The 23,465-nt window shown below is 71.5% G+C and carries 18 protein-coding genes; 12 read left to right on the top strand and 6 right to left on the bottom strand.

What is annotated here, in order from left to right; genetic code table 11:
• A partial coding sequence (locus tag AADR41_RS15785) for a hypothetical protein (protein ID WP_342282016.1) occupies positions 1–200 on the top strand: 200 nt, incomplete at its 5' end.
• Entirely contained in the window at positions 197–7,804 is a 7,608-nt protein-coding gene (locus AADR41_RS15780; protein WP_342282015.1) for a MupA/Atu3671 family FMN-dependent luciferase-like monooxygenase, read from the top strand. The genes AADR41_RS15785 and AADR41_RS15780, both read left to right, overlap by 4 nt.
• Positions 7,805–8,113: 309 nt before the next feature.
• Here the strand turns inward: AADR41_RS15780 and AADR41_RS15775 are convergent, their stop codons facing one another.
• The 3 genes from AADR41_RS15775 to AADR41_RS15765 form a co-directional block, all read right to left on the bottom strand.
• Positions 8,114–8,701, bottom strand: coding sequence for a hypothetical protein (locus AADR41_RS15775; protein WP_342282014.1), 588 nt, complete (start codon positions 8,699–8,701; stop codon positions 8,114–8,116).
• Positions 8,702–8,818: 117 nt separating this feature from the next.
• A complete protein-coding gene (locus AADR41_RS15770; RefSeq protein ID WP_342282013.1) occupies positions 8,819–9,559 on the bottom strand; it encodes a DUF4328 domain-containing protein in 741 nt (246 codons plus the stop codon).
• A gap of 319 nt (positions 9,560–9,878) precedes the next feature.
• Positions 9,879–11,486, bottom strand: a complete 1,608-nt coding sequence (locus AADR41_RS15765; protein ID WP_342282012.1) for a beta-N-acetylhexosaminidase — start codon at positions 11,484–11,486, stop codon at positions 9,879–9,881.
• A 361-nt stretch (positions 11,487–11,847) separates the two neighbouring features.
• On the opposite strand from AADR41_RS15765, the gene AADR41_RS15760 reads away from it, so the two are divergent.
• The 6 genes from AADR41_RS15760 (at position 11,848) to AADR41_RS15735 (ending at position 16,699) form a co-directional block, all read left to right on the top strand.
• Positions 11,848–12,315, top strand: a complete 468-nt coding sequence (locus AADR41_RS15760; RefSeq protein ID WP_342282021.1) for a 2-oxo-4-hydroxy-4-carboxy-5-ureidoimidazoline decarboxylase — start codon at positions 11,848–11,850, stop codon at positions 12,313–12,315.
• Between the two features lie 206 nt (positions 12,316–12,521).
• A complete protein-coding gene (gene sdhC / locus AADR41_RS15755) occupies positions 12,522–12,902 on the top strand; it encodes a succinate dehydrogenase, cytochrome b556 subunit (RefSeq protein ID WP_072486591.1) in 381 nt (126 codons plus the stop codon).
• 5 nt (positions 12,903–12,907) lie between these two features.
• Entirely contained in the window at positions 12,908–13,384 is a 477-nt protein-coding gene (locus AADR41_RS15750; protein ID WP_342282011.1) for a succinate dehydrogenase hydrophobic membrane anchor subunit, read from the top strand.
• A gap of 29 nt (positions 13,385–13,413) precedes the next feature.
• Positions 13,414–15,168, top strand: coding sequence for a succinate dehydrogenase flavoprotein subunit (sdhA, locus tag AADR41_RS15745; RefSeq protein ID WP_342282010.1), 1,755 nt, complete (start codon positions 13,414–13,416; stop codon positions 15,166–15,168).
• Positions 15,168–15,926, top strand: coding sequence for a succinate dehydrogenase iron-sulfur subunit (locus AADR41_RS15740; protein ID WP_342282009.1), 759 nt, complete (start codon positions 15,168–15,170; stop codon positions 15,924–15,926). The genes sdhA and AADR41_RS15740 overlap by 1 nt, the downstream gene beginning before the upstream one ends.
• A 173-nt stretch (positions 15,927–16,099) precedes the next feature.
• Positions 16,100–16,699 (top strand): hypothetical protein, encoded by a 600-nt coding sequence (locus AADR41_RS15735; RefSeq protein ID WP_342282008.1) that lies wholly within the window; start codon positions 16,100–16,102, stop codon positions 16,697–16,699.
• Between the two features lie 60 nt (positions 16,700–16,759).
• Here AADR41_RS15735 and AADR41_RS15730 read toward each other — a convergent pair whose 3' ends face one another.
• Positions 16,760–17,269, bottom strand: coding sequence for a MarR family winged helix-turn-helix transcriptional regulator (locus AADR41_RS15730; protein ID WP_342282006.1), 510 nt, complete (start codon positions 17,267–17,269; stop codon positions 16,760–16,762).
• A gap of 88 nt (positions 17,270–17,357) precedes the next feature.
• Between AADR41_RS15730 and AADR41_RS15725 the strand changes: the two genes are divergently transcribed.
• The 4 genes from AADR41_RS15725 to AADR41_RS15710 all read left to right on the top strand — a co-directional run bounded on the left by AADR41_RS15725 (position 17,358) and on the right by AADR41_RS15710 (position 20,278).
• The gene (locus AADR41_RS15725; protein ID WP_342282005.1) at positions 17,358–18,584 is read left to right on the top strand and encodes an MFS transporter; all 1,227 of its coding nucleotides are present in this window, start codon (positions 17,358–17,360) and stop codon (positions 18,582–18,584) included.
• A gap of 67 nt (positions 18,585–18,651) precedes the next feature.
• Positions 18,652–19,083 (top strand): hypothetical protein, encoded by a 432-nt coding sequence (locus tag AADR41_RS15720; RefSeq protein ID WP_342282004.1) that lies wholly within the window; start codon positions 18,652–18,654, stop codon positions 19,081–19,083.
• Positions 19,084–19,088: 5 nt separating this feature from the next.
• Positions 19,089–19,520: a thiol-disulfide oxidoreductase DCC family protein gene (locus AADR41_RS15715; RefSeq protein ID WP_342282003.1), complete on the top strand. Its 432-nt coding sequence runs from the start codon at positions 19,089–19,091 to the stop codon at positions 19,518–19,520.
• 23 nt (positions 19,521–19,543) lie between these two features.
• On the top strand, positions 19,544–20,278 hold the full coding sequence (locus tag AADR41_RS15710) for a TetR/AcrR family transcriptional regulator (protein WP_342282002.1): 735 nt from the start codon (positions 19,544–19,546) through the stop codon (positions 20,276–20,278).
• Positions 20,279–20,381: 103 nt separating this feature from the next.
• Here AADR41_RS15710 and AADR41_RS15705 read toward each other — a convergent pair whose 3' ends face one another.
• Positions 20,382–21,938, bottom strand: a complete 1,557-nt coding sequence (locus tag AADR41_RS15705) for an ABC transporter substrate-binding protein (protein ID WP_342282020.1) — start codon at positions 21,936–21,938, stop codon at positions 20,382–20,384.
• A 187-nt stretch (positions 21,939–22,125) separates the two neighbouring features.
• Entirely contained in the window at positions 22,126–23,430 is a 1,305-nt protein-coding gene (locus tag AADR41_RS15700; RefSeq protein ID WP_342282019.1) for a metallophosphoesterase, read from the bottom strand.
• Positions 23,431–23,465: the final 35 nt, after the last annotated feature.

Below are 23,465 nucleotides of genomic sequence, written 5' to 3'. Positions count from 1 at the left end.
ACGCCCCGCACCCCCACCCCGTACCGCACGACGCCGTCGCGGACGCCGGTCCCGTCACCCGGCAGGAGCTGCGGGAGCTGGCCCTGCGGGTCCAGCAGCTGTCACAGATCCAGCTCCAGATGCTCACCCAGCTCTCCCAGTTGCTCGCGCTCCAGAGCAACTCGGCGGCGGTCCTGCCGAACGACGAGGTGGTCCGGTGAACGAGCAGCAGAGCCTCACGGCCGCCCTGGACCGGGACCTGGCCGCCATGGACCGACTCGCGCGGCGCATCACCGAACAGATCGACGCCGGGCAGGCCACGGCCGGCAACGCGCACCAGCCTCGGGCGCACGGGCCGCGCGTGGTGATCGCCCCCGACGCCGGCATGGTCCACGCCGCCTCGCCCCGCACCCAGCAGGAGCATCTCGACGACCTCGTACGCCGGTACACGGCACGTACTGCGGCCTCCAGACAACTCGCCCAGCGCCACCGCCGCAGACTCGCCGACAGCAGAGCGGTCGTCGGGTTCCGCAGGTCCACCAAGGAGATGCTCTATCCGGTGGCGGCCCGTCGCGCGGAGGGCGCACGGATCGAGGACATCGACGGCAACAGCTACACCGACATCACCATGGGCTTCGGGGTGCTCCTCTTCGGCCACGAGCCCGGTTTCGTCCGGGAGGCCGTCCGCGAACACCTCTCCCGGGGCATCCGGCTCGGCCCCCGCAGCGTCGAGACGGGCGCGGCCGCCGAGCTGCTGTGCGAACTGACCGGGATGGAACGGGTGGCCTTCGCCAACTCCGGCACGGAGGCCAACGCGGCGGCGATCCGTCTCGCCCGTGCCGCCACCGGCCGCGACCGGATCGTCACCTTCCAGGGCTCCTACCACGGCCATGCCGACCAGGTGCTGGGCCGGCAGGCGGGCCACGGCGCCCAGGAGGGGACCGTGCCCGTCTCCCGGGGCATCCCGCAAAGTGCCGTCGCCGAACTGACCGTCCTCGAATACGGCAGCGAGAAGGCCCTTCAGGCGATCGAACGGGACGCGGAGCGGATCGCGGTGGTCGTCGTCGAGCCGGTGCAGAGCAGGCATCCCTCGCTCCAGCCGGCCGCGTTCGTCCGCGAGTTGCGCGAGCTGACCGCGCGTCACGGCATCGTGCTGATGTTCGACGAGATGCTGACCGGATTCCGTCCCGCGCTCCGGGGCGCGCAGGAGCTCTACGGCGTCGCCCCGGATCTCGCCACCTACGGCAAGCTCCTCGGCGGCGGATTCCCCATCGGCGCGATCGCCGGGCGCTCCGACATCATGGACGGGGTCGACGGCGGTCACTGGACCTACGGGGACGACAGCGGTCCGACCGCCGACACCACCTTCTTCGGCGGCACCTACCTTCAGCATCCCGTGTCGATGACCGCGGCGCACGCCGTGCTCACGCATCTGAAGGAGCACAGTCCGCACCTTCAGGAGCGGCTCAACGCCCGGACGACCGAACTGGCCACCGGACTCAACGAGTTCTTCGAGGCCGAGCAATTCCCCCTGCGGATGCGCTGGTTCGGCTCCCAGTTCCGCTTCGAGCACCGCGCCGACATGGAGCTCCTCTACTACCACCTGATGCTGCGCGGCGTGCACGTGTGGGAGTGGCGCAACTTCTTCCTCTCCACGGCCCACACCGACGGTGACATCGAGCATGTGGCCGATGCCGTGCGGGGATCGCTGAGGGACCTGCGGAAGGCCGGTTTCTTCCGCACCGGCACGGCTCCGGCCCGGCGGCCCGCTCCCGGCCGGGCAGCCGCCCGGCCGACGGCGGTCCGCCCCGTCCCGTCGGCCGAAACCGTGACCGAGGCCGTGGCCGTGGCCGTGGCCGACGAGGTGACCGGCGAGGTGGCCGGACCGGTCGCCGATTCCGTCGCCGAGCCGGTGGCCGGACCGGTCGCCGGTCAGGTGGCCGAAGCCGTGACCGAAGCGCCGCCCCGCCCTGTGGTCGAAGCCGTGACCGAAGCGCCGCCCCGTCCTGTGACCGATGCGCCGCCCGCTCCCGCGGCCGCCCCGGTTTCCGCGGCGCTCATGACGCCGCGCCGCGCGGACTTCAGTCTCTACTTCTTCGGCGACTACCCGGACGACGGCCCCGGCCCGGAGGAGGGCCGCTACGAACTGCTCATGGAGGCGGCCCGGTTCGCCGACCGCCACGGGTTCGAGGCGCTGTGGATGCCCGAACGGCACTTCAACTCGTTCGGCGGCCTCTTCCCGAACCCCGCCGTCCTGGCCGCGGCGCTGTCCCGGGAGACCCGGCGCATCCGCATCAACGCCGGCTCGGTCGTGCTCCCGCTGCACGACCCGATCCGGGTGGCGGAGGAGTGGTCCATGGCGGACAACCTCTCCGGCGGACGCGTCGGCCTCGGAGTCGCGAGCGGGTGGAACGCCAACGACTTCGTCTTCTTCCCCGAGCGCTTCGGGCCGCACAAGCAGGAGATGTACGACCGGCTGGAACAGGTACGGAGCCTGTGGCGGGGCGAGTCGCTGCGCCGCACCACCGGGGACGGCGAACGGGATGTCCGGCTCTTCCCGCGCCCCGTCCAGACGATGCCGCCCCTCTACACGGCGGTGGTCGCCAACCCGGAGTCGTACGAACGCGCCGCCGCGCACGACCTGGGCATCGTGACCAATCTGATGACCCAGGACATCGACCAGCTCAGGGACAACATCGCCCGCTACCGGCGGGCCCGCGCGCTCCACGGCCTCGACCCGGACGCCGGGCGGGTCGCCGTCCTGCTGCACACCTATCTCTCCGACGACCACGACACCGCCCGCGCCGAGGCCTTCGCGCCGATGGCCCGCTACATGCAGGCCTCCCTGTCCCTGTTCAGCGGCGTCACCAACAGCCTCGGTGTCACCACCGACCTGAGATCGCTCAGCGAGGACGACCTGGACGTGGTCTTCCGGCGTGCCTACGGCCGCTACTGCGACCAGCGGGCCCTGATAGGGGACGTGGACACCGTCCTGCCGGTGGCCGAGGCGGTGGCCGACGCGGGCGCGGACGAGATCGTCGCGCTGGTCGACTTCGGCGTCTCCGCGGAACAGCTGCGCGCCGGTCTCCCCCGGCTGGACGCCCTGCGCCGCCGGCACCGGGAGCGGCGGACGCCAGCCCCGGGCGCGCCGCTGTCCCCGGGCCAGGAGCGGATCTGGTTCCTGGAACGTCTGCTCCCGGGACGCACCGCCTACAACGAGGTGAAGGCGATCCGCCTGCGCGGTGCGCTCGACACCGAGGCGCTGCACACCGCGCTGCGCCGGCTCGTCGCCCGCCACGAAGGGCTGCGCACCGTCTTCCGGCAGGCCGGCGATTCGGCGGTCCAGCTGGTGCGGGAGGCCGCCGAGCCCGACTTCGGCGTGGTGGACGGCACGCCGCGGGCCGAGGCCGCCGTGCGGGAGGCGCTGGCGGCGGAGAGCGCGCGCCGCTTCGACCTGGAGAACGGTCCGCTGTTCGTCAGCCGGCTCGTACGTACCGCGGCCGACGAGCACGTGCTGGTCCTGTCCTTCCACCACATCGTGGTCGACGCGGCGTCGGCGACCGTCCTGTGCCGGGACCTCGCCGCCTTCTACCGGGCGGCGCGCGACGGCACGGAGGCCGGTCTGCCCGCGCTGACCTGGAGCTACGCCGAGCACGCACAGGAACAGCGCGCGGCGGCGGACGGCCCCGGCACCGCGCGGGACCTGGCCCACTGGCGGCGCGTGCTCGGCGGCGACCTCCCGGTCCTCGAACTGCCCACCGACCGCCCCCGGCCGGCCGAGATGACCTCCGAGGGCCGGGCCGTCTTCCGCTCCCTGGGCCCCGGACTGTCCGAGCGGGTCAGGCAGCTGAGCCGCGGCCACCGCGCCACCCTGTTCATGACCCTGGTGGCCGGCTGGGCGGCGATGCTGCGACGGGTCACGGGGCAGGAGGACATCGTCATCGGCGTCCCGGTCTCGGACCGGCCGCAGCGGGCCGAGGAGCTGATCGGCTTCTTCGTCAACACCCTCGCCCTGCGGGTCGACCTCACCGGCGATCCCGGGTTCGCGACACTCCTGGACCGGGTGCGTGCCGTCGCGCTCGACGCCTACGACCACGCGGGGACACCGTTCGAGAAGGTGGTGCGCGTACTCGCCCCGCCCCGCAGGACGGACCGCACGCCGGTGTTCCAGGTGTGTGCCGAGTTCCAGTCGGCGGAGCCGTTCCGCCTCGACCTCCCCGGCGTCGAGGCGGTCGCGCTGGACGCAGGCCCCGACAAGGCGCTGACCGATCTGACGGTCTACTTCACCGACGGGCCGGAGGGTGTCCGCTGTCATCTGGAGTACAACGCGGAGCTGTTCGAGCCGAGCACCGTCGACATGTTCTTCACGGTCTTCCGCGACCTCCTGGCCGCCGCCGTCGACAAGCCCGGCACACCGCTGTCCCTGCTCGCGCGTCCGCCGGTCGAGGGTGACGAGGTACCGGAGAGCTGGGAGCACGGCCCGGTCCGGCCGGTCGCGGACACCACCGTGCACGACTGGGTCGCCCGGCGGGCGGCGGCGCACCCCGCGCGGACCGCGGTGGAGGGCGAGGACGCCGTACTGACCTACCGGGAGCTCGACGAACGGGCCGGCCGGCTCGCGGCCGTACTCGCGGAACACCGGGCGGACGAGGACCGGGAACCCCTGGTGGCGGTGTGGCTGCCACGCTCCGCGGAGCTCGTCGTGGCGCTGCTCGCCGTGCTGCGGGCCGGTTGCGCGTATGTGCCGCTCGACCCGTCGCTCGGTGCCGTCCGTGCCGCGCAGGTGATCGCCGAGAGCGGCGCCCGCACGGTGATCGGCGGCGCGGACGGAGCGGGAGACCTTCGACTGCCCGGATCGGTGACCGTGCTCGCGCCGGACGCCGCCCCGGCGGGAGACCCCGGGCCGGACACCCGGCGGGCAGCCGGCGCCGGGGGCCCGTCCCCCCGCTCCGCGTGCTCCGTCATCTACACCTCGGGCAGCACCGGCACGCCCAAGGGCGTCGTGCTCACGCACCGCGGCCTGGTGGATCTCTGCCAGTGGCACCACGAACGCTTCGCGTTCACCGGCGACGACCGGAGCGCCGTCGTGTGCAGCCAGAGCTTCGACGCGTCCCTCCTGGAGATCTGGCCGGCGCTGACGGCGGGCGGCACGGTCGTCGTGGCCGGTGAGCCGGTCCGCCGCGATCCGCTCGCCCTGGCCCGGTGGTACGCGGACCAGGGCATCGACTTCAGCGTCCTGCCGACCGCCCTGGGCACAGAGGTGCTGCGCCTGCCGGTGGCCGATCAGCCGCCGCTGCGCCATCTGCTGCTGGGTGGCGAGGCGCTCCGGAGCCGTCCCCGGCCCGAGGCCCCCTACGAGACGGTGAACATCTACGGCCCGACCGAGACGACCGTGCTGTGCGTCGCCGACACGGTCTCGTCCGGGGCCGGCGGGCCCGTCCCGGACGAGGGCGCGGACGTGATCGCGATCGGGCGTCCGGTCGACAACGTGACGCTGCGCGTGGTGGACGCCTCGGACAAGCCGGTGCCCATCGGCGCGGTGGGGGAACTCCTCGTCGGTGGTCCGGGGGTGGCCGCGGGCTATCTGCACCGGCCGGACCTCACCGGGGAGCGGTTCACGGCCGAGCCGGAGGGCGGGACGGAGGGCGAGTCGGCGGGAGAGTCGGGGGGAAGTCCGGGGAGCAGGACGGAGGGCGAGCCGGAGGGCAGGTCGGAGGTCCGCCACTACCGCACGGGTGATCTGGTCCGCTGGACGGCGGACGGACGGCTCGTGTTCGTGGGCCGTGGCGACGACCAGGTGAAGATCCGTGGATTCCGGGTCGAACCGGAGGAGGTGGCGCAGGTACTGGGCCGTCTCGACGGTGTCCGCCGGGCGGCCGTCGTCGGCCTGCGCCGTGCGAACGGCGAGGCATTCCTGGCCGCCTATGTGGTACCCGCGGGGCCGGCCCCCGACGGTACGGCGGAACAGCGGTCCCGTACCGACCGGTGGGCCGAGGAGCTGAACGACCGCCTGCCGGAGTACATGGTGCCGCGCGCCTGGCGGATCCTCGCCGAGCTGCCGCTGACCGGTAACGGCAAGCTGGACCGGACGCGGCTCCCGTCGCCCGGCCCTTTCCTCTCCTCGGCCGCTCCGTCCCTGTCGTCGGCCGGTCCCACCCCCCTGGCGGACGGTCCCTTCCTGCCCTCGACCGGTCCATCCCTTCCGGCGGACGGGGAGGAGGCACGCCGGGCGGCCGATCCGGCGCCGGAGGCCGGACCCCGTCCCGCGACGGAGAACGGACTTCGCGAACTCTGGGCGGCCGAGTTCGGCCTCACCGCGCCGGGCGTCGATCCGGATGTCTCCTTCTTCGACCTGGGCGGGCATTCGCTCACCGCGATGAGGCTGGTCAACCGGATCAGGGAGGCGTGGGGCGTCGAGTACCCGCTCTCGCGCCTCTATCAGGAGCCCACCCTGCGCGCCATGACGGAGTTCGTGTGCGGCGCCGGATCGAGAAGGGTCGTCCGCCGGGGCCCGGCCAGCCGGCAGCAGTCCCGTTTCGCCACCCTGCACGCCCGCCACGCCAAGCCGCAGGTCTTCAACGTCGCCCTGCGGATCGCCTTCTCCGGCCGGCTGGACCCCGGATCGCTCCGCACCGCACTCCAGCAGCTGACGGAACGCCATGAGGCGCTGCGTACCCGCCTGGTGCCGGAGGGCCCCGGCTCCTGGCGGCAGGAGGTCCTCGAACCCCGCCCCCTCGACCTGCCCGTCGACGACCTCGCCCCACGGCCGGAGCCGGATCGGCGGGCCGAGGTGGAACGGCTCGCCGAGCGGGCGGCGGAGACCCCGCTCGACCTCTTCGAGGGGGACGTGCTCTCCGCCCGCCTGCTGCGCATCGGCGCCGAGGAGTGGGTGCTGCTGCTCGTGATGCACCACTGCACCTGCGACGGGTGGGCCCTGACCACGCTGCTGAAGGAGCTCGCCGCGCTCTACCGTTCGGCCGCCACCGGATCCGGCTCCGGCCTGTCGGCCTCGGTGCCGCAGCAAGTGGAGTACGCGCACTGGCAGATCGCCCACGAGGCGGCGACCGGTGGGCGTCGCACGGACTACTGGCTGGAGGAACTCGCCGACGCCCCCTTCGCCGCGGATCTGCCACTGGACCGGCCGCGGCCCGGCACTCTCAGCGGGCGGGGCGGAGTCGTCGAGTTCACCGTGCCCGCCGAGGTCCGGGCCGCTGTGGAACGGCTGGCCGCCCGCCGGGCGACCACGCCCTTCGTGGTGACCGCGGCGGCGCTCGGCCGGCTGCTGGCGGCCAAGGCCGGGCAGGAGGACGTGGTGATGAACATCTCCTACGCGGGCCGGGAGAGCCGCGAGTTCGAGTCCCTGGTGGGCTGCACGGCCACCGGGGTCGCCCTGCGGGTCCGTGACGCGCGCGCCGGTTCCTTCGCGGCGCTGGCGGACCGGGTCACCCGTACGACGGTCCTGGGCATGGAGCACGCCATGCCGCCGCGCCAGGTGGCGCCGGCGATGCGGGAGCGCAGGGGCATCGAGATACCGGACAGCCTGGCCATCGGCCTGGCCTACGAGAGTTCGCTGGACACCGGCATCGAACTGCCGGGTCTCACCACCACGGTGGCGGAGATCGCCCCGGCCGCGTCGCGGTCGGAGTTCATCATGGTGCTGACCCCGGCCGGGGACGTTCTGGAAGGTGCCGTGGAGTACTCGGCCGACCTGTGGAACCGGGAAACGGTCGAGACCTGGACCCGGGAGTACGTGCGGCTGCTGCGGGACGAGGCCGAAAAGGCGCTCGCCGACGACGGCCGCCTCCACCGCGACAGCCCGCGGTAGCCGGCCCCGCGGGCGGTCGCGCGTCGGTCACGTACCCGACTCGCGACAGCCCGCGGCCGGGAGCGGGCGGAAGCGGCCGGAAGCGGGCGGAAGTACCTGGAGGGGCCGATACGGGCGGTGCGCCACCCCGGTGCGGGCGCTGCGCCGTCTTGGTACGGGCGGTGCGCCACCCCGGTACGGGCGCTGCACCGGCACGGGCGCTGCACCACCCCGGTACGGGCGCTGCACCGGCACGGGCGCTGCACCACCCCGGTACGGGCGCTGCGCCACCCCGGTACGCCGCGGCCGGAAGCGCTCGGCCGCATTCGGTCAGGTCCCGGGCCGCTCGTCCGGATCGCGGCGCGCCCGCCGCGCGACCGCGGCGCGCAGCACCCGCTGTCCCTCGGCCGAGACCTCCAGCACCTGGCGCAGTCCGGCGCCCGCCGGCGCGGCGTCCGCGGTCGCGGCCAGCAACTCCAGGATCCGGATCTGCCGGCGCAGCTCCCCGGCGGGCAACGGGCCCACCCCGTCCGGATCGCCCGCGCGCCGGCGTCGTGCCGTCTCCGGACCGGCGCCCGGCGCCGTGTCCGGGTCGAGGTGGACCTCCAGGGCCAGCAGCGAGCAGGCGTCGGCCCACTCCCGCAGCTCCGGTGCCGCCCGGTCCGCGGGCGCCTCGCCCAGCAGCTTCCGGATCCGCGGGGCGGCGCCCTCCTCGTCGGCCGCGGCGTCGAGCGCCGCGCGGACCTCCGCGATCCGCTCCGGCCAGACCCCCGCGTCCGCGCACCCCGCCCAGAGCGGACGGAGCGGATCCGGGTCCGCTCCGTCCGCGGGCTGCGGCAGGCAGCGGTCGAGGCAGGCGACCGCGCTCGCGGCGAGCCCGCGCTCGTCGGCGGCGGCGATCAGTTCCAGCAGGCTCATCGGCGTCTCCCGTCGGCACGCCCCCGTGCCCACGCGCATGGGGACGAGGCGCTTCCTGTTACCGCTTTCAGCGCCGAATGGCTCAAAACCGTCACCGCGGAGGCCGAATTGCATCCCTCAGTGGGCGCGACCCCAGTCCTCGCGACCCGGCAGGCCCGGGCCACCCAGCGGATACACGCCGAGCGCCGCCCGCTCCCCCTGCATCCGGGTCAGCTTGCGGACGAAGAGGACGGCGAACACCGCGGCCACGATGTCGAAGACGTCGGTGGCCATCAACATGGCCACCGAGTCCAGGATCTCCTGCGGCTGCCCGGCCGCCCAGTACCGCCGGGACGCGTACTGGGAGCCGACCAGCGAGATGATCCAGAACCCCCACCACAGGTTCATCACGGTGGCCGGAACCGAGCGCCAACTGCCATCGGTGTTCGTCTGGGCGCTCGCGGTCCAGATGCCGCCCGCGATCCGGCGCGGCAGCACCAGGTTGGCGATCGGGACGAACCAGGCACCGACGGCCCAGCCGGGCTTCATCGGCTGCATGCTCGGGTCGAACACCTCGGCGTTGAGCCGTACCCGCCGGAACCAGATGATGAAGACCACCGCGGTGGCCAGGCTCACCAGGCTCTGCAGCACGCCCGCCGTCCCGTACAGATTGTCCGCGAGCGTCGCCTCCGCCTCGTCGTAGGTCGCGAAGTCGTTCTCCAGCCCGGCCGCGATCACACGGCGGGTGTTCAGTCCCGCCGCCACGGCGAGCAGATCCGCCGCCGCGACGACCGCCAGCAGGACGACGACGGCCTTCGCGAGTCCCTCGGGCGAACGCAGGTACTGCTGCGGCGCGAAGAAGGCCGGGGCGGGCGGCATCGGGACAGGTGCCGACCCGGCCGGACCGGCGCACAGCAGACAGCGTCCGTCGTCGGTGACCGGCGGTCTGAGACGGCAGGTGGAGCAGAGCATGAAGCGGAACCCCCCAAGGTTCTGAGCGCGAACGCGAGAACGCGCGGACCTCCCCGGACCGCGCGGCATCCGGAACCTAGCCCCCCGCCGAACGGCTGTCCACGAGGAATCCGGCTCGCCGCCACGCGGTGATCCGTCACACCACGCCGCTCGGCCCGTCCCTCCGCCCCGCCCCGCTCGGCCCGTCACTCCGCCCCGCTCGGCCCGACCGCCCGCTCGGCCCCGCTCACCCCGTCCCGTCGATCCGCCCGGCCAGTGACCGGAATTCGTCCCAGCTCAGCGTCGGCCTGCCCGGGGCCCACAGCTTCTGGGCGGTCGCGCGCAGTGGCATCCGGATGCCCTGCGCCACCTGCGCCGGGGTCTGCGCCTGCGGGAGGTCGCCCCAGACCGCGAACCGGCCGCCGAGGATCTGGCCGGAGTAGCGCGCCGGGACCGGCTCGGTGCCGCGCAGCACGAGCGGGGTCCACTGCTCGTAGATCCGCTTGCCCGTGGGGTAGACGAACTGGTTTGGCTGGCCGAGCACGTAATAGAGGAACTCGTCGTTGAGGTTCACCACGCGCCGCCCCTCGCGCAGGTACTCCTCCGGCTCCCGGGCGCCGTACTCCTTGCCCGTCCAGTACTCCACCTCGATGTCCTTGTCGGCGTGCACAATCCCGTCGCGGAAGAAACCGTCGTTCCACGCCTTGGGCCGCTTGCCGTGCGGGCGCACCACCGCCGCGCGGTCGTTCAGCCAGCCGGTCGTCAGGTCCTTGATGCTCGCCCCCGCTCCGTACTTCTGCTGGGCGGCGCGTTGCAGCTGGGGGTACGAGGCCGCCGGGTTCCGTGCCATCAGCGCGAGGTACTCGTCGGCGCCCAGGTGCCAGTACGCCCCGCCGAACAGCTCGGTGAACTCGCCGAGGAGCTCGTCGACGAGCTTGGCCGAGCCGGGGTCGGAGATGTCGAGCGACCCGGGCGAGCGGGTGCCCGACACATTGCGCAGCTGGAGGTCGGGGTGGGCCCGCAGCACCGCGCCGAGGTGGCCCGGGGAGTCGATCTCCGGGACGACCTCGATGTGCAGCCGGTTCGCGAGGCCGACGATCGACCGCACCTCGGCCTGGGTGAGGTGCTGCGGCGACACCACCTCGGGATGGGTGCGGGACTCGATGCGGAAGGCCTGGTCGTCGGAGAAGTGCAGGCCGAGCTGGTTGAGCTTGAGGTCGGCCATCTCGCGCAGCCGGTCCTCGATCCAGGCGGCGGTGTAGTGCTTGCGCGCGATGTCGAGGTTGAGGCCGCGCTGCGGCCGGTCGGGCCGGTCGCGCACCTCGCCCTCCGGCATCGCGCCGTCGGCGCGCACCGACTGCTTCAGGGTGCGGGTTCCGTGGAAGACCCCGGCCTGGTCCGGCCCGCTGATGGTGACCCGTCCGCCGTGGACGCCGAGGGTGTACGACTCGGGGGTGCCCCTGCCCGGGGCGAGGGCCAGCTCCACGTCACCCGCGCGGGCGGGTACCTCGCCCCGGTAGTGGATCTTCAGCTCCTGGGCCAGCAACTGCCCTTCGTCGGCGAGCGCCCCGCTGCCGCGCGCCACGACGACCCCGCTGTCCGGGCCGGGGCGCCAGCCGGGGCCGCGGGCCGCGATGTGCTCGCGTACCGCGGGGATGGTGCGCGGGGCGGTGGAGAGCGGGTAGCTCCGGGTCGGCGAGGGTGCGGCCGAGGAGGGCACGGGGGTGCGGGCGTTCGACGACTGTCCGGCGAGCCCGCTGTCGGAGCCTTCCGGCCAGACGACGACGGCGATCGTCGCGGCGGCCGCCGCGGTGAGCACCGCACCGGCCACGAGAGCGCCTCGTGAGGGCGACATCGTTCAGAAACCTCCGTCATTTACGGAAAACAAGGCAGAATCGGGGAGACAGCCGGGCATTCTCCTTGGAATGCGGTTCGTCAGGCGGTCCGAAACTCTCCCGTCCGGGTGAAGTTCGCGCATCTGTCGGACGTCCGTTGCCCCGCCTGGCTAGCTTTGAGGCACATTCGTCTCTCCCTTCACCCTGCATCTGCCTGGTCTCTTCCACCGCTTCCCGCTCCAGGGTCACAGATGCCGTTGATCCGAGGAGCCCACGCTGACCAGGTCCAGCGAGTCCCGCGCCGGCCTCCCGGAGCAACTGTGCCAACCGGCCACCCGGACGGCCGTACCCGTCCAGAACTCCGCCGCCGAGCAGGTCCAGATCCGTGTCCCGGGGCTGGACCGCTTCAACGCCGCGCCGGCGGCCGAGGCCGAGGCCGCCCTGCTGGAGTGCTGCGGCAGCCGCCGCTGGGCACAGCGGCTGGCCGCCCACCGCCCCTTTCCCGATGTGGACTCACTGCTGGCCGCGGCCGACGAGGCGGGCTACGACCTGGCCCCGGCGGACCTCTCCGAGGCGCTCACCGCCGAGGTCTCCCCCGGTCTGCACCACGCCGCGCCGCCCTCCGCCCATCTGGCGCTGCAGGCCGCGCACGCCGCGTACGAGTCGCGCTTCGGCCATGTCTTCGTGATCTGTCTGGACGGCTTCGGCCCGGCCGAGCAGCCGGACCAGGTGCTCGCCGGGATCCGGGCCAGGCTGGCCCACGAACCGGACCAGGAACGGGTGGTGACCGCGGAGGAGATGCGCCGACTCGCCCGGGGCCGCATCATCGAGCTGGTATCGGGTTCATAACGGAACGGGCTCGACGGGGGCCGTCGACCGCCCTTTCTAGCCCGTCCGTGCCTGTTTGATTGCCACTTTGATCACACCGCGGGCCCCCGCGCGAACGAACCGACAAACCGTCGCTACGATGGCCGGGGCCGGTGGACCGTACCCGGCCGGGTCAGACCGACAGTCAAGCCGGCCGGCCCCAATCCCCGCTCCCGGAGGGTTCTTCCGTGCCGGCTGGAACGCTGTACCGCGGCCGGGAAGGCATGTGGTCCTGGGTGGCTCATCGAGTCACCGGTGTCCTCATTTTCTTCTTCCTGTTCGTACACGTCCTGGACACCGCTCTCGTCCGCGTCTCCCCCGAGGCCTACGACGACGTCGTGGCCACGTACAAGACGCCGATCGTCGCGCTCCTCGAATACGGCCTGGTGGCCGCGATTCTCTTCCACGCGCTGAACGGTCTCCGTATCGTCGCCGTGGACTTCTGGGCCAAGGGCCCGCGCTACCAGAAGCAGATGCTCTGGTCGGTCGTGGGCATCTGGGTCGTGCTGATGGTCGGGGCGCTGTACCCGGTCCTCGGCCACGCCGTACGCGAAGTATTCGGGAGCTGAGGCCAATGTCCACCGAGTCCTCCGCCGCGATCGGCTCCGTCGAGGGCGTCAGCCTCTACGACGTAGACAACCCGGCCCCGGTCATCGAGCCCCCGCGCAAGCGGACCGCCAAGACCCCCAAGGGTTCGCGCACCAACTTCGAGATGTACGCCTGGCTCTTCATGCGCCTGTCGGGCATCGTCCTGGTCGTCCTGGTCCTGGGCCACCTGCTGATCCAGCTGGTGCTGGACGGCGGCGTCTCCAAGATCGGCTTCGCCTTCGTGGCGGGCCGCTGGGCCTCGCCGTTCTGGCAGCTCTGGGACCTCGGGATGCTGTGGCTGGCCATGCTGCACGGCGCCAATGGTCTCCGTACGGTCATCAACGACTACGCCGAGCGGGAGAACACCCGTTTCTGGCTGAAGATGCTTCTGTACACCGCCACGGTGTTCACCGTCCTGCTGGGCACGCTGGTGATCTTCACCTTCGACCCGAACATCCGCTAGGCGCCGGGCCAGAGGGACCAGAGGAAATCATGCAGATCCACAAGTACGACACCGTCATCGTCGGCGCCGGCGGCGCCGGCATGCGCGCGGCCATCGAGTCCACGAAGCGCAGCCGCACCGCCGTGCTCACCAAGCTCTACCCGACCCGCTCCCACACGGGCGCCGCGCAGGGCGGCATGGCCGCCGCGCTCGCCAACGTGGAGGAGGACAACTGGGAGTGGCACACCTTCGACACGATCAAGGGCGGCGACTACCTGGTCGACCAGGACGCCGCCGAGATCCTGGCGAAGGAGGCCATCGACGCCGTCCTCGACCTGGAGAAGATGGGCCTGCCGTTCGGCCGTACGCCCAAGGGCGAGATCGACCAGCGCCGGTTCGGCGGTCACACCCGCAACCACGGTGAGGCCCCGGTCCGCCGCGCCTGCTACTCGGGCGACCGCACCGGCCACATGATCCTCCAGACGCTGTACCAGAACTGCGTCAAGGAGGGCGTGGAATTCTTCAACGAGTTCTACGTCCTGGACCAGCTGGTCGTCGAGGAGGACGGCGTCAAGAAGTCGGCCGGCGTCGTCGCCTACGAGCTGGCGACCGGCGAGATCCACGTCTTCCAGGCGAAGTCGGTCATCTATGCCTCGGGCGGCACCGGCAAGTTCTTCAAGGTGACGTCGAACGCGCACACCCTGACCGGTGACGGCCAGGCCGCCTGCTACCGCCGGGGTCTGCCGCTGGAGGACATGGAGTTCTTCCAGTTCCACCCGACGGGCATCTGGCGCATGGGCATCCTGCTGACGGAGGGCGCCCGCGGTGAGGGCGGCATCCTCCGCAACAAGGACGGCGAGCGCTTCATGGAGAAGTACGCGCCGGTCATGAAGGACCTCGCGTCCCGTGACGTCGTGTCCCGCTCCATCTACACCGAGATCCGTGAGGGCCGCGGCTGCGGTCCCGAGGGCGACCACGTCTACCTCGACCTCACGCACCTCCCGCCGGAGCAGCTGGACGCCAAGCTCCCGGACATCACCGAGTTCGCGCGCACGTACCTCGGCATCGAGCCCTACACGGACCCGATCCCGATCCAGCCGACCGCGCACTACGCCATGGGCGGCATCCCGACCAACGTCGAGGGCGAGGTGCTGGCCGACAACACCACCGTCGTCCCGGGCCTGTACGCCGCCGGCGAGGTCGCCTGTGTCTCCGTGCACGGCGCCAACCGGCTGGGCACCAACTCGCTGCTCGACATCAACGTCTTCGGGCGCCGTTCGGGCATCGCCGCCGCCGAGTACTCCACCAAGCACGACTTCGTCGAGCTTCCCGAGAACCCGGCGCAGATGGTCGAGGACCAGGTCGAGCGGCTGCTCAACTCGACCGGCACCGAGCGGGTCGCGGCACTCCGTCTGGAGCTGCAGGAGTGCATGGACGCCAATGTGATGGTGTTCCGCACCGAGCAGACCATCAAGACGGCCGTCGACAAGATCGCCGAGCTGCGCAAGCGCTACCTCAACGTGTCCGTCCAGGACAAGGGCAAGCGGTTCAACACGGACCTCCTGGAGGCCATCGAGCTGGGCAACCTGCTCGACCTGGCCGAGGTCATGGCGACCTCCGCGCTGGCCCGCAAGGAGTCCCGCGGCGGTCACTACCGCGAGGACTTCCCGAACCGCGACGACGTCAACTTCATGCGCCACACCATGGCGTACCGCGAGGTCTCGGCCGACGGCACCGAGTCGATCCGACTCGACTACAAGCCGGTCGTCCAGACCCGCTACCAGCCGATGGAGCGTAAGTACTGATGGCTACCCCGACTCTGGACAAGGTCGAGGCGGAGTCCGCCGCCTCCCCGTACATCACGGTCACCCTCCGGATCCGCCGCTTCAACCCCGAGGTCTCCGACGAGACCCAGTGGCAGGACTTCCCGATCGAGATCGACCCGAAGGAGCGTGTGCTCGACGCCCTTCACAAGATCAAGTGGGACATCGACGGGACGCTGACGTTCCGCCGCTCCTGCGCGCACGGCATCTGCGGCTCCGACGCGATGCGGATCAACGGCAAGAACAGGCTCGCCTGCAAGACGCTGATCAAGGACGTCAACCCGGAGAAGCCGATCACGATCGAGGCCATCAAGGGCCTCACGGTCCTCAAGGACCTCGTGGTCGACATGGACCCGTTCTTCCAGGCGTACCGCGACGTCATGCCCTTCCTCATCACCAAGGGGAACGAGCCGACCCGCGAGCGCCTGCAGTCCCCCGAGGACCGCGAGCGCTTCGACGACACCACCAAGTGCATCCTGTGCGCCGCGTGCACGTCCTCGTGCCCGGTGTTCTGGAACGACGGCCAGTACTTCGGCCCGGCGGCGATCGTCAACGCGCACCGCTTCATCTTCGACTCGCGCGACGAGGGCGGCGAGCAGCGCCTGGAGATCCTCAACGACCGTGACGGCGTGTGGCGTTGCCGCACCACCTTCAACTGCACGGACGCCTGCCCCCGTGGCATCGAGGTCACCAAGGCGATCCAGGAGGTCAAGCGGGCGCTGATCACGCGCCGCTTCTGACCACCCGGCAAGTCGTATCCGGCCCCGTTCTCCGCAGCGATCCTGCGGGAGCGGGGCCCCTTGCTGCGCCGGGCGGGTCTTGGCGGTACGGTCGTGCGGAACCGGGCTGCGGTTCGCCGCCGCCGGCCCCAGCGGGGTCCGGGGCGCACAGGTCTGATCGAGAGCGGGGAACGTTGAGCGATCCGAATCCGTACGCGGACGACTCATACAAGTGGGGGCCGGCTCCCCAGCAGCCGGGCAACCCGCCCACCGTCGCGGACGGCGCGGGACAGCCCGGTCCGGGCGCCCCGGCGTACGGCTACCCGCAGCCGCTGCCCGAGTCCGCGACCCAGCCCGGCCCCGGCTACGGCTACCCGCAGGGCGCCGCGGCCCAGCCGACCATGCCCGGTCAGGGCTTCCCGCAGCCGCCGGGCGCCCAGCCCGGCACCGGCATGCCGGTTCTGACACTCGGTGACATCGCCGTCATGCAGGACCAGATCGTGACCCCGTCCGGTCCGATGCCGCTCAAGGGCGCGGTGTGGACGGCGACGGACCTGACCCGTACCGAGGAGAAGATCCCGACGGTCGCGATCGTGCTGGCGATCGTCTTCGCGCTGTTCTGCCTGATCGGTCTGCTGTTCCTCCTGATGAAGGAGAAGCAGACGACCGGCTTCGTCCAGGTCACGGTGACCAGCGGCGGCCGGCACCACTCGGCGATGATCCCGGCGGTCGGCCAGGACACCTTCCCCATGGTGATGGCCCAGCTCAACACCGCCCGTGCGATGAGCGTCTGACGGTCTCCCCGCCCCGGCCGCACGAACCGTTCACCGCGATGTCCCGCGTCGGGCGGCCGGTCAGTCCCAGGCGGCGCCGCCCCGGTCCTCGGCGGCCACCATGATGCGCCGCAGCATGTCGTTGAGCAGTGTGCGCTCGTCGGGGCCGAGTACGCCGAGCAGCCGGTACTCCTCGTGGCCGAGGACGTCCATCGCGCCGAGCCAGGTGGAGCGGCCCGAGCGGGTGAGCTCCACGTCGACCCGTCGGCGGTCGGTGGTGGAGGGGGTGCGGCGGACGAAGCCACGCCGTTCGAGCGCGTCGAGCCGGCCGGTGACGGAGGCGGGCGCGAGGTCGAGGTCGGCGGCGAGTTCGGAGGGGGCGGCCTTCCCGCCGCGTCCGGCCAGTTTGTGGAGCGTGTCGAACTCCTGGCGGTCCAGGTCGAAGTCGACCAGGGACTGTTCGCGCACCCGGCGCAGATGGACGGAGAGCTTCTTCATGCGGGTCACCGCGCCCTCGACGTCGGGATCCAGGCCCGGCAGGACGGGCTTCCAGCGCTCCACATGTCCATCGGTCCAGTCGCGTTGCTCCATGGGGGAAATCGTACGCCGGTCCGCAAATTTCCTTCGGTACCCAATATTTCGTTGACGAATAGTTCGGAGCCGAAATAAGTTCTCGCGCATGCCGCACCCCTTGCGCACGCGCGCCTTCCGCCTGCTCTTCATCGGCCGCACCCTCTCGCTCGTCGGCGACGCCGTCATCCCCACCGCCCTCTCCCTGGCCGTCTATCTGGCCACCGGCTCCACCGGAGCGCTCGCCCTGGTCCTGGGCTGCGCGATGGTCCCCAAGCTGCTCCTGCTGCCGCTGGGCGGCGTCGTGGGCGACCGCTTCAACGCCCGCACCGTCGCGCTCACCACGGATCTCGTGCGGTGCGCGACCCAGCTCTTCGTCGGCGTGGAGCTGCTCGGCGGCTCCCCGGCGCTCTGGCAGATCGCGCTCGCCGAGGCGGTCGGCGGCGCCGCCGGGGCGTTCGCGATGCCCACCGCCTCACCGCTGATCCGCGGCACCGTGGCGGAGTCCGGGCTGCTGCGCGCCAACTCCCTGATGGCGGTGGTCAACAGCGCCACCCGGCTCGGCGGTCCGGCCCTCGCCGGGCTGCTGATCCTCACCGCGGGACCGGGCTGGGCCTTCGTGCTGGACGGCGCCACTTTCGCGGTGAGCGCCGCACTGCTGTCGGCCGTGGAGGTCCGGCACGTACCCATCCCCCGGCGTTCACTGCTCACCGACCTCAAGGAGGGCTGGGGCGAGGTCCGCAGCCGCGACTGGTACTGGACGAGCCTGATCGGGCACGCCACCTGGAACGGCGCGGCGGCCGTCCTGATGACCGTCGGCCCGGCGCTCTTCCTCCGGGAACTGGGCGGCAAGGGCGTCTGGGTCGCCCTTCTGCAGACCGGCGCGGTCGGCCTGCTCCTCGGCTCACTGCTGGCCGGCCGGGCCCGCCCCCGCCGCCCGGTCCTGGTGGCCAACCTGGGCCTCGCCACGTACGCCCTGCCGCTCGGCCTGCTGGCCGCCCACGCGCCCGTCGCGCTCACCATCGCCGCGTACGGCGTCGCCCAGGCCGGACTCGGCTTCCTCGGCCCGGTCTGGGACAGCTCGGTCCAGTCCGCCGTACCGGCACACGCGCTGGCCCGGGTCACCTCGTACGACTGGCTGCTCTCCCTCGGCGCGATGCCGCTCGGCTACGCCCTGGCCCCGCTCGCGGCCTCGGCCTGGGGTGCCGAAGTGCCCCTGGCCATCGCGGCGGTGGCCGTCGGCGCGGCCTGCCTGGGGACGGCCGCGGTGCCGGGCGTTCGGCGCTTCGGGGCACCGGACAAGCAGCCGGAGCGGACCGCCGGACTCCCCGCTTGAACATGTTCAATTACAGGTCTACAGTCCATGACAACAGCTTTTGAACGCGTTCAAGGGAGGGTGGGGCATGGACCTCACTGTTGTCGCGTACGTCATCTACCTGCTGATCAGCGTGGCCCTGACCGTCTGGGTCGCGCGCACGCTCAGCCGCAACGGCAAGGTGTTCCTCGCCGATGTACTGCACGGGAACGAGAAGCTCGCCGATGCCGTCAACCACCTGCTGGTGGTCGGCTTCTACCTGGTCAACCTGGGCTTCGTCACCCTCTACCTGAGGAACTCCGACGCCGTCACCGACGCCCGCGGGCTCTTCGAGGCGCTGTCGGTGAAGCTCGGTGTCGTGCTGCTCGTCCTCGGCGTCATGCACCTCGGCAACGTCTACGTGCTCAACAAGATCCGCCGTCGCGGCCTGATGGAGCGTGAGCAGACCCCGCCGGTACCCCCGCAGGGCTGGACGGGACCGGCCACCGGCCCGTGGGCGGCGCCCGCCCCGAGGGCCTGAGCCCCATGACGGGCGGACCGGGCGGGCAGCGGCTCCCCGTGGAGCGCCTGACGGTGCTGTACGACGCGCGGTGCCCGCTCTGCCTGCATCTGCGGCAGTGGCTGATGAAGCAGCGTCAGCTCGTCCCGCTCGACCTCGTCCCGGCGGCCTCCGAGGAGGCGCACCGCCGCTTCCCCGGGCTCGACCACGCCGGGACGCTGGACGAGATCACGGTGATCGGCGACCGGGGGCAGATCTACCGCGGGACCTCCGCGTGGATCGTCTGCCTCTGGGCGCTGGCCGAGCACCGGCCCCGGGCCCACTGGCTGACCACCCCGGCGGGCCGCCCGTTCGCCCGGGCCACCGTGCTCGCCGCCGCGAAGTACCGGTCCCTGACCGCACCGCCGTGCGGCCGGGACGGGGACGGTGCCTGTACGGTCCCCGGACCCGCGGGCTGACCACGCCGGATACCCTCGGGTCTGTGGTGAAGGAAGTGAAGGACGTGAAGGAAGCCAAGGCTCCCAAGAGCGAGCAGACCCGCACACTCATCCTCGAAACGGCGCTCCGGCTCTTCCAGGAACGCGGTTACGACAAGACGACGATGCGGGCCATCGCCCAGGAGGCCGGCGTCTCCGTGGGGAACGCCTACTACTACTTCACGAACAAGGAACACCTCGTCCAGGGCTTCTACGACCGGCTCGCGGCCGAGCACGCGGCAGCCGTGCAGCCGGTCCTGGACGGCGACAAGGACCTCGCGGTGCGCATGCGCGGGGTCCTGCTCACCTGGCTGGACGTGGCGGAGCCGTACCACCGCTTCGCCGCGCAGTTCTTCAAGAACGCCGCCGACCCGGAGAGCCCGCTCAGCCCGTTCTCGGCGGAATCGGTCGCGGCCCGCGAGGCGGCGATCTCCATCCACCGGCAGTGCCTGGCCGGGTCCGACGCCAAGACCGATCCCGAACTGGCGGAACTGCTGCCGCAGTTGATGTGGCTGATACAGATGGGCCTGGTGCTGTACTGGGTGTACGACCGCACCGAGCACACCGCACGCAGCCGCCGCCTGGTCGAGCGCTCCGCCCCGATCGGCGCCCGCGCCATCGCGCTCTCCCGGTTCCGGGCGCTGCGGCCGCTGGTGCGGCAGGTGCACGAGGTGCTGGAGGAGTTCCTGCCCGGCGCCGCGAAGGCGAAGAGCGGGAAACGGCCCGAGGAGTCCGGCTGAGAGCCGTCCCGCGGCCCCTGCGGGCGTGCGGCGGAAGGACGACGGGGGCGGCCGTCCGGCAGATGCCGGTACGACCGCCCCCGCTGTGCCGTGCGGCGGAGCGTCAGATCCGCTTCAGCTCCCAGAGCCGCCAGATGCCGGTGCCGTCCGAGAGGTACTGCGAGCCGGAGACGTCCGTCGTGCTGACGACGTAGTCCTTCTTCTGCCACAGCGGGACCAGCGGCACGTCCTCGCCGACCTGCGCCTGGAGATCCTTGAAGTCGGCCGCGGTGCGTCCGCGGTCGCTGTACTGGAGCGTGGAGCCGATCAGGCTGTCCACCTTCTTGCTGGAGTAGCCGTTGTGGAGGCTGTTGTTGCGGCCGACGAGCGGCTGGCTGAAGGTGTCGGGGTCCGGGTAGTCGGGGAGCCAGCCGATCGTGTACGCGTCGTACTTGCCGGCCGCGTAGTCCTTCTGGAACTTCGTCCACTCGACGGCGTGGAGCTCGATCTTGAACAGCCCGTCCGCCTCCAGCTGGCGGCGGATCTCGGCGGCTTCCTTCCCCTGCGTCTCGTCGCCGCCGCGGTAGCCGAAGTCGATCTTGACCGGCGTCTGCACGCCGGCGTCCTTCAGCAGTTCCTTGGCGCGCGCCGGGTCGGGTGTCGGGTAGGCGTCGAAGAACGGCGTGCTGTGCCCGATGTAGCCCTGCGGGATCAGCGAGTAGAGCGGTTCGACCGTGCTCTTGTAGATGTTGCTCACCAGCGGCCCGCGGTCGATGAGCGAGGCGATGGCCTGCCGGACCTTCTTCTCGGCCAGCGGTGTGCCGGGCCGGACGTTGAAGACGAGGTTGCGGATCTCGGCGCTGTCCGCCTCGGTGACGCGCAGGTCGGGGTCGCCGGGGTTCAGCTCGGCGAGCGTGGCCGGCGGCAGTTCGCGGTGGGTGACGTCGAGCTGCTTGGCGTTCCAGGCGGCCAGCAGATCACTGGACTTCGGGTAGTAGTGCACGGTGACCGGGACGCCCTCCTTCTTCACCGCGCCCTTGTACCGGGTGTTGGGGATCAGCTCCGCGATCTCGCCCGACCGGTACGACTTCAGGACGTACGGTCCCGAACCCTCGACCGTGTTCCCCTTGCGGAGCTTGTCCGCCGGGTACGACTCGCGGTCGACGATCGAGCCGGCGCCGGTGGCGAGCTTCTGCGGGAAGGTCGCGTCGCGCGAGGAGAGGTTGAAGGTGATCGTGCGGCCGTCGGCCACCACGTTCTTCAGGCTCGGGAACAGCACCCACGGACCGACGTCCGTCTTGATCCTGATCATGCGCTCGATGGAGTACTTGACGTCCTCGGCGGTGATCTTCCGGCCGTTGGAGAAGGTCAGGTCGTCGCGCAGCTTGCACTGGTACGTCTGGAGCTTCTGGCCGATGAACCCGCAGCTCTCGGCCGCGTCGGGCTCGGGGACGACGGCCCCGGACTTGAACGTCATGAGCGACTGGTAGATGTTGCTGTACATCGCCCAGGAACCCGCGTCGTACGCGCCCGCGGGGTCGAGCGAGGTGACCACGTCCGTCGTACCGACGGCTACCGGATCCTGTTTCACCTCGTCCGAGGGGAGCAATTGCCAGGCGACCACGCCTGCGATGACCAAAACCGCGAGAATCGCGAGAATCCGTAGCCGGATCGACCGCATTGCCGTGCTCTCCCTTACCAGCCCCACCTCGGCGTTGCGCTCAGATACGCACATCACCGCATGCTCGCGATCAGCCAATCACACGATTTTCACATCTGGAAGAGCAAAACTGTGACTCATAGCCTTTTGTTCGGCAGTTGAAACCTTGGGTGCATCTGTACGTCTGAAACCAGTTGTCGACGGAGAGTCACGCCCGCAGTGAGGCGAGCTCCACGACGGTGATGTCGGACGGTGCGCCGACCCGTACCGGCGGGCCCCAGGCGCCCGCGCCCCGTGAGACGTACAGCTGGGTGTCCCCGTAGCGGTCGAGCCCGGCGCCGGTGGGATTGGCCAGATCGGCGATGAAGTTGCCGGGCCAGAGCTGGCCGCCATGGGTGTGACCGGAGAGCTGCAGGTCAACGCCGTGGGCGACCGCGTCGTGGATGACGACGGGCTGATGGGCCAGCAGGACGGCGGCGCGGCTGCGGTCCCGGTCGCCCAGCGCACGGTCGAAATCGGGGCCCTGCCCTTCGCTCTCCCCGGCGACGTCATTGACGCCGGCAAGATCGAATCCATCGATCTCCACCCGGTCGTTCTCCAGCGGGTGAAGACCCAACTCCCTTACTTGATCAACCCATTGTGCGGCGCCGGAGTAGTACTCATGATTTCCGGTGACGAAGTAATTGCCGTGCCGGGCCCTCAGCAGGGCGAGCGGCTCCGCGGCCGGCCCGAGGTCGGCGACGGTTCCGTCGACGAGGTCGCCCACGACGGCGACCAGATCGGGCTGGGTCCGGTTGATCGTGTCGACGATCCGCCGGGTGTGGGCGCGGCCGAGGATCGGGCCGAGGTGGATGTCGCTGACGACGGCGATCCGGAAGCCGTGCGCGGAGCGGGGCAGCTTGGCCAGCGGGACGGTGATCCGCTTGACCCGCGGTCCGCGCAGCACCCCGTAGGTGCCGAAGCCGACCGTGCCGAGTCCCGCGACGGCGGCGGCTCCGCCGACGGCCCGCGCCACGAACAGCCGCCGGCCGGGGGCGTCGGGGCGGGGCCGGGCGGGGGCTTCGGCGACGAGGGTCGCCGGGGCGGCGGAGGTGCCCGCGCCCGGCGCGTCCGACACCCCCGCGGAGAGGTTCGAGTGATTCACGTCGTTTGCGTCGCTTGCCGGATCCGCGCCGGCCGCCGGCGTCGTGTCCGCGTCGTCCGACCGCCCCGTACGGCGCACCGGCAACCGGCGCAGAACCGGCCGTACCGCCTCGCCCGCCAGCAGAGCCAGCGTCAGGTACAGCACAGCGGCCAGCCACAGATAGCCCGGCCAGGCCAGCACCTGCTGGAGCCGGAAGGGCGCGCCCGCGCGGCCGGCGACCAGCGCGCCGACGCTCAGCAGCGGCAGTACGTACGCGGCCACCGTGCCGGCCCTGCGCAGCGCGCTGCCCTCGGCCGTCGTGTCACCGACGAGGCGGCGCCACAGATAGCGGTGCACGCCGGCCAGCAGCGCGAGCACGACGATCACCATCACCACGAGACCGGCCACTGCCACTCGCTCTCCTC

It is taken from the genome of Streptomyces sp. CLV115, assembly GCF_038448545.1.
In the GTDB taxonomy this organism is placed as follows: Bacteria; Actinomycetota; Actinomycetes; order Streptomycetales; family Streptomycetaceae; genus Streptomyces; species Streptomyces sanglieri.
Note: the sequence above shows the minus strand (reverse complement) of the source record. Positions and strands in the feature narration are given on the sequence as shown.

Bases quoted from the DNA above. Each gene is read 5' to 3' on its own strand.
- AADR41_RS15775 (WP_342282014.1), bottom strand. From the start codon at position 8,701: ATGAGCCTGCTGGAACTGATCGCCGCCGCCGACGAGCGCGGGCTCGCC.
- AADR41_RS15770 (WP_342282013.1), bottom strand. From the start codon at position 9,559: ATGCCGCCCGCCCCGGCCTTCTTCGCGCCGCAGCAGTACCTGCGTTCG.
- AADR41_RS15765 (WP_342282012.1), bottom strand. From the start codon at position 11,486: ATGTCGCCCTCACGAGGCGCTCTCGTGGCCGGTGCGGTGCTCACCGCG.
- AADR41_RS15750 (WP_342282011.1), top strand. From the start codon at position 12,908: ATGTCCACCGAGTCCTCCGCCGCGATCGGCTCCGTCGAGGGCGTCAGC.
- sdhA (WP_342282010.1), top strand. From the start codon at position 13,414: ATGCAGATCCACAAGTACGACACCGTCATCGTCGGCGCCGGCGGCGCC.
- AADR41_RS15740 (WP_342282009.1), top strand. From the start codon at position 15,168: ATGGCTACCCCGACTCTGGACAAGGTCGAGGCGGAGTCCGCCGCCTCC.
- AADR41_RS15730 (WP_342282006.1), bottom strand. From the start codon at position 17,269: ATGGAGCAACGCGACTGGACCGATGGACATGTGGAGCGCTGGAAGCCC.
- AADR41_RS15725 (WP_342282005.1), top strand. From the start codon at position 17,358: ATGCCGCACCCCTTGCGCACGCGCGCCTTCCGCCTGCTCTTCATCGGC.
- AADR41_RS15720 (WP_342282004.1), top strand. From the start codon at position 18,652: ATGGACCTCACTGTTGTCGCGTACGTCATCTACCTGCTGATCAGCGTG.
- AADR41_RS15715 (WP_342282003.1), top strand. From the start codon at position 19,089: ATGACGGGCGGACCGGGCGGGCAGCGGCTCCCCGTGGAGCGCCTGACG.
- AADR41_RS15705 (WP_342282020.1), bottom strand. From the start codon at position 21,938: ATGCGGTCGATCCGGCTACGGATTCTCGCGATTCTCGCGGTTTTGGTC.
- AADR41_RS15700 (WP_342282019.1), bottom strand. From the start codon at position 23,430: ATGGTGATCGTCGTGCTCGCGCTGCTGGCCGGCGTGCACCGCTATCTG.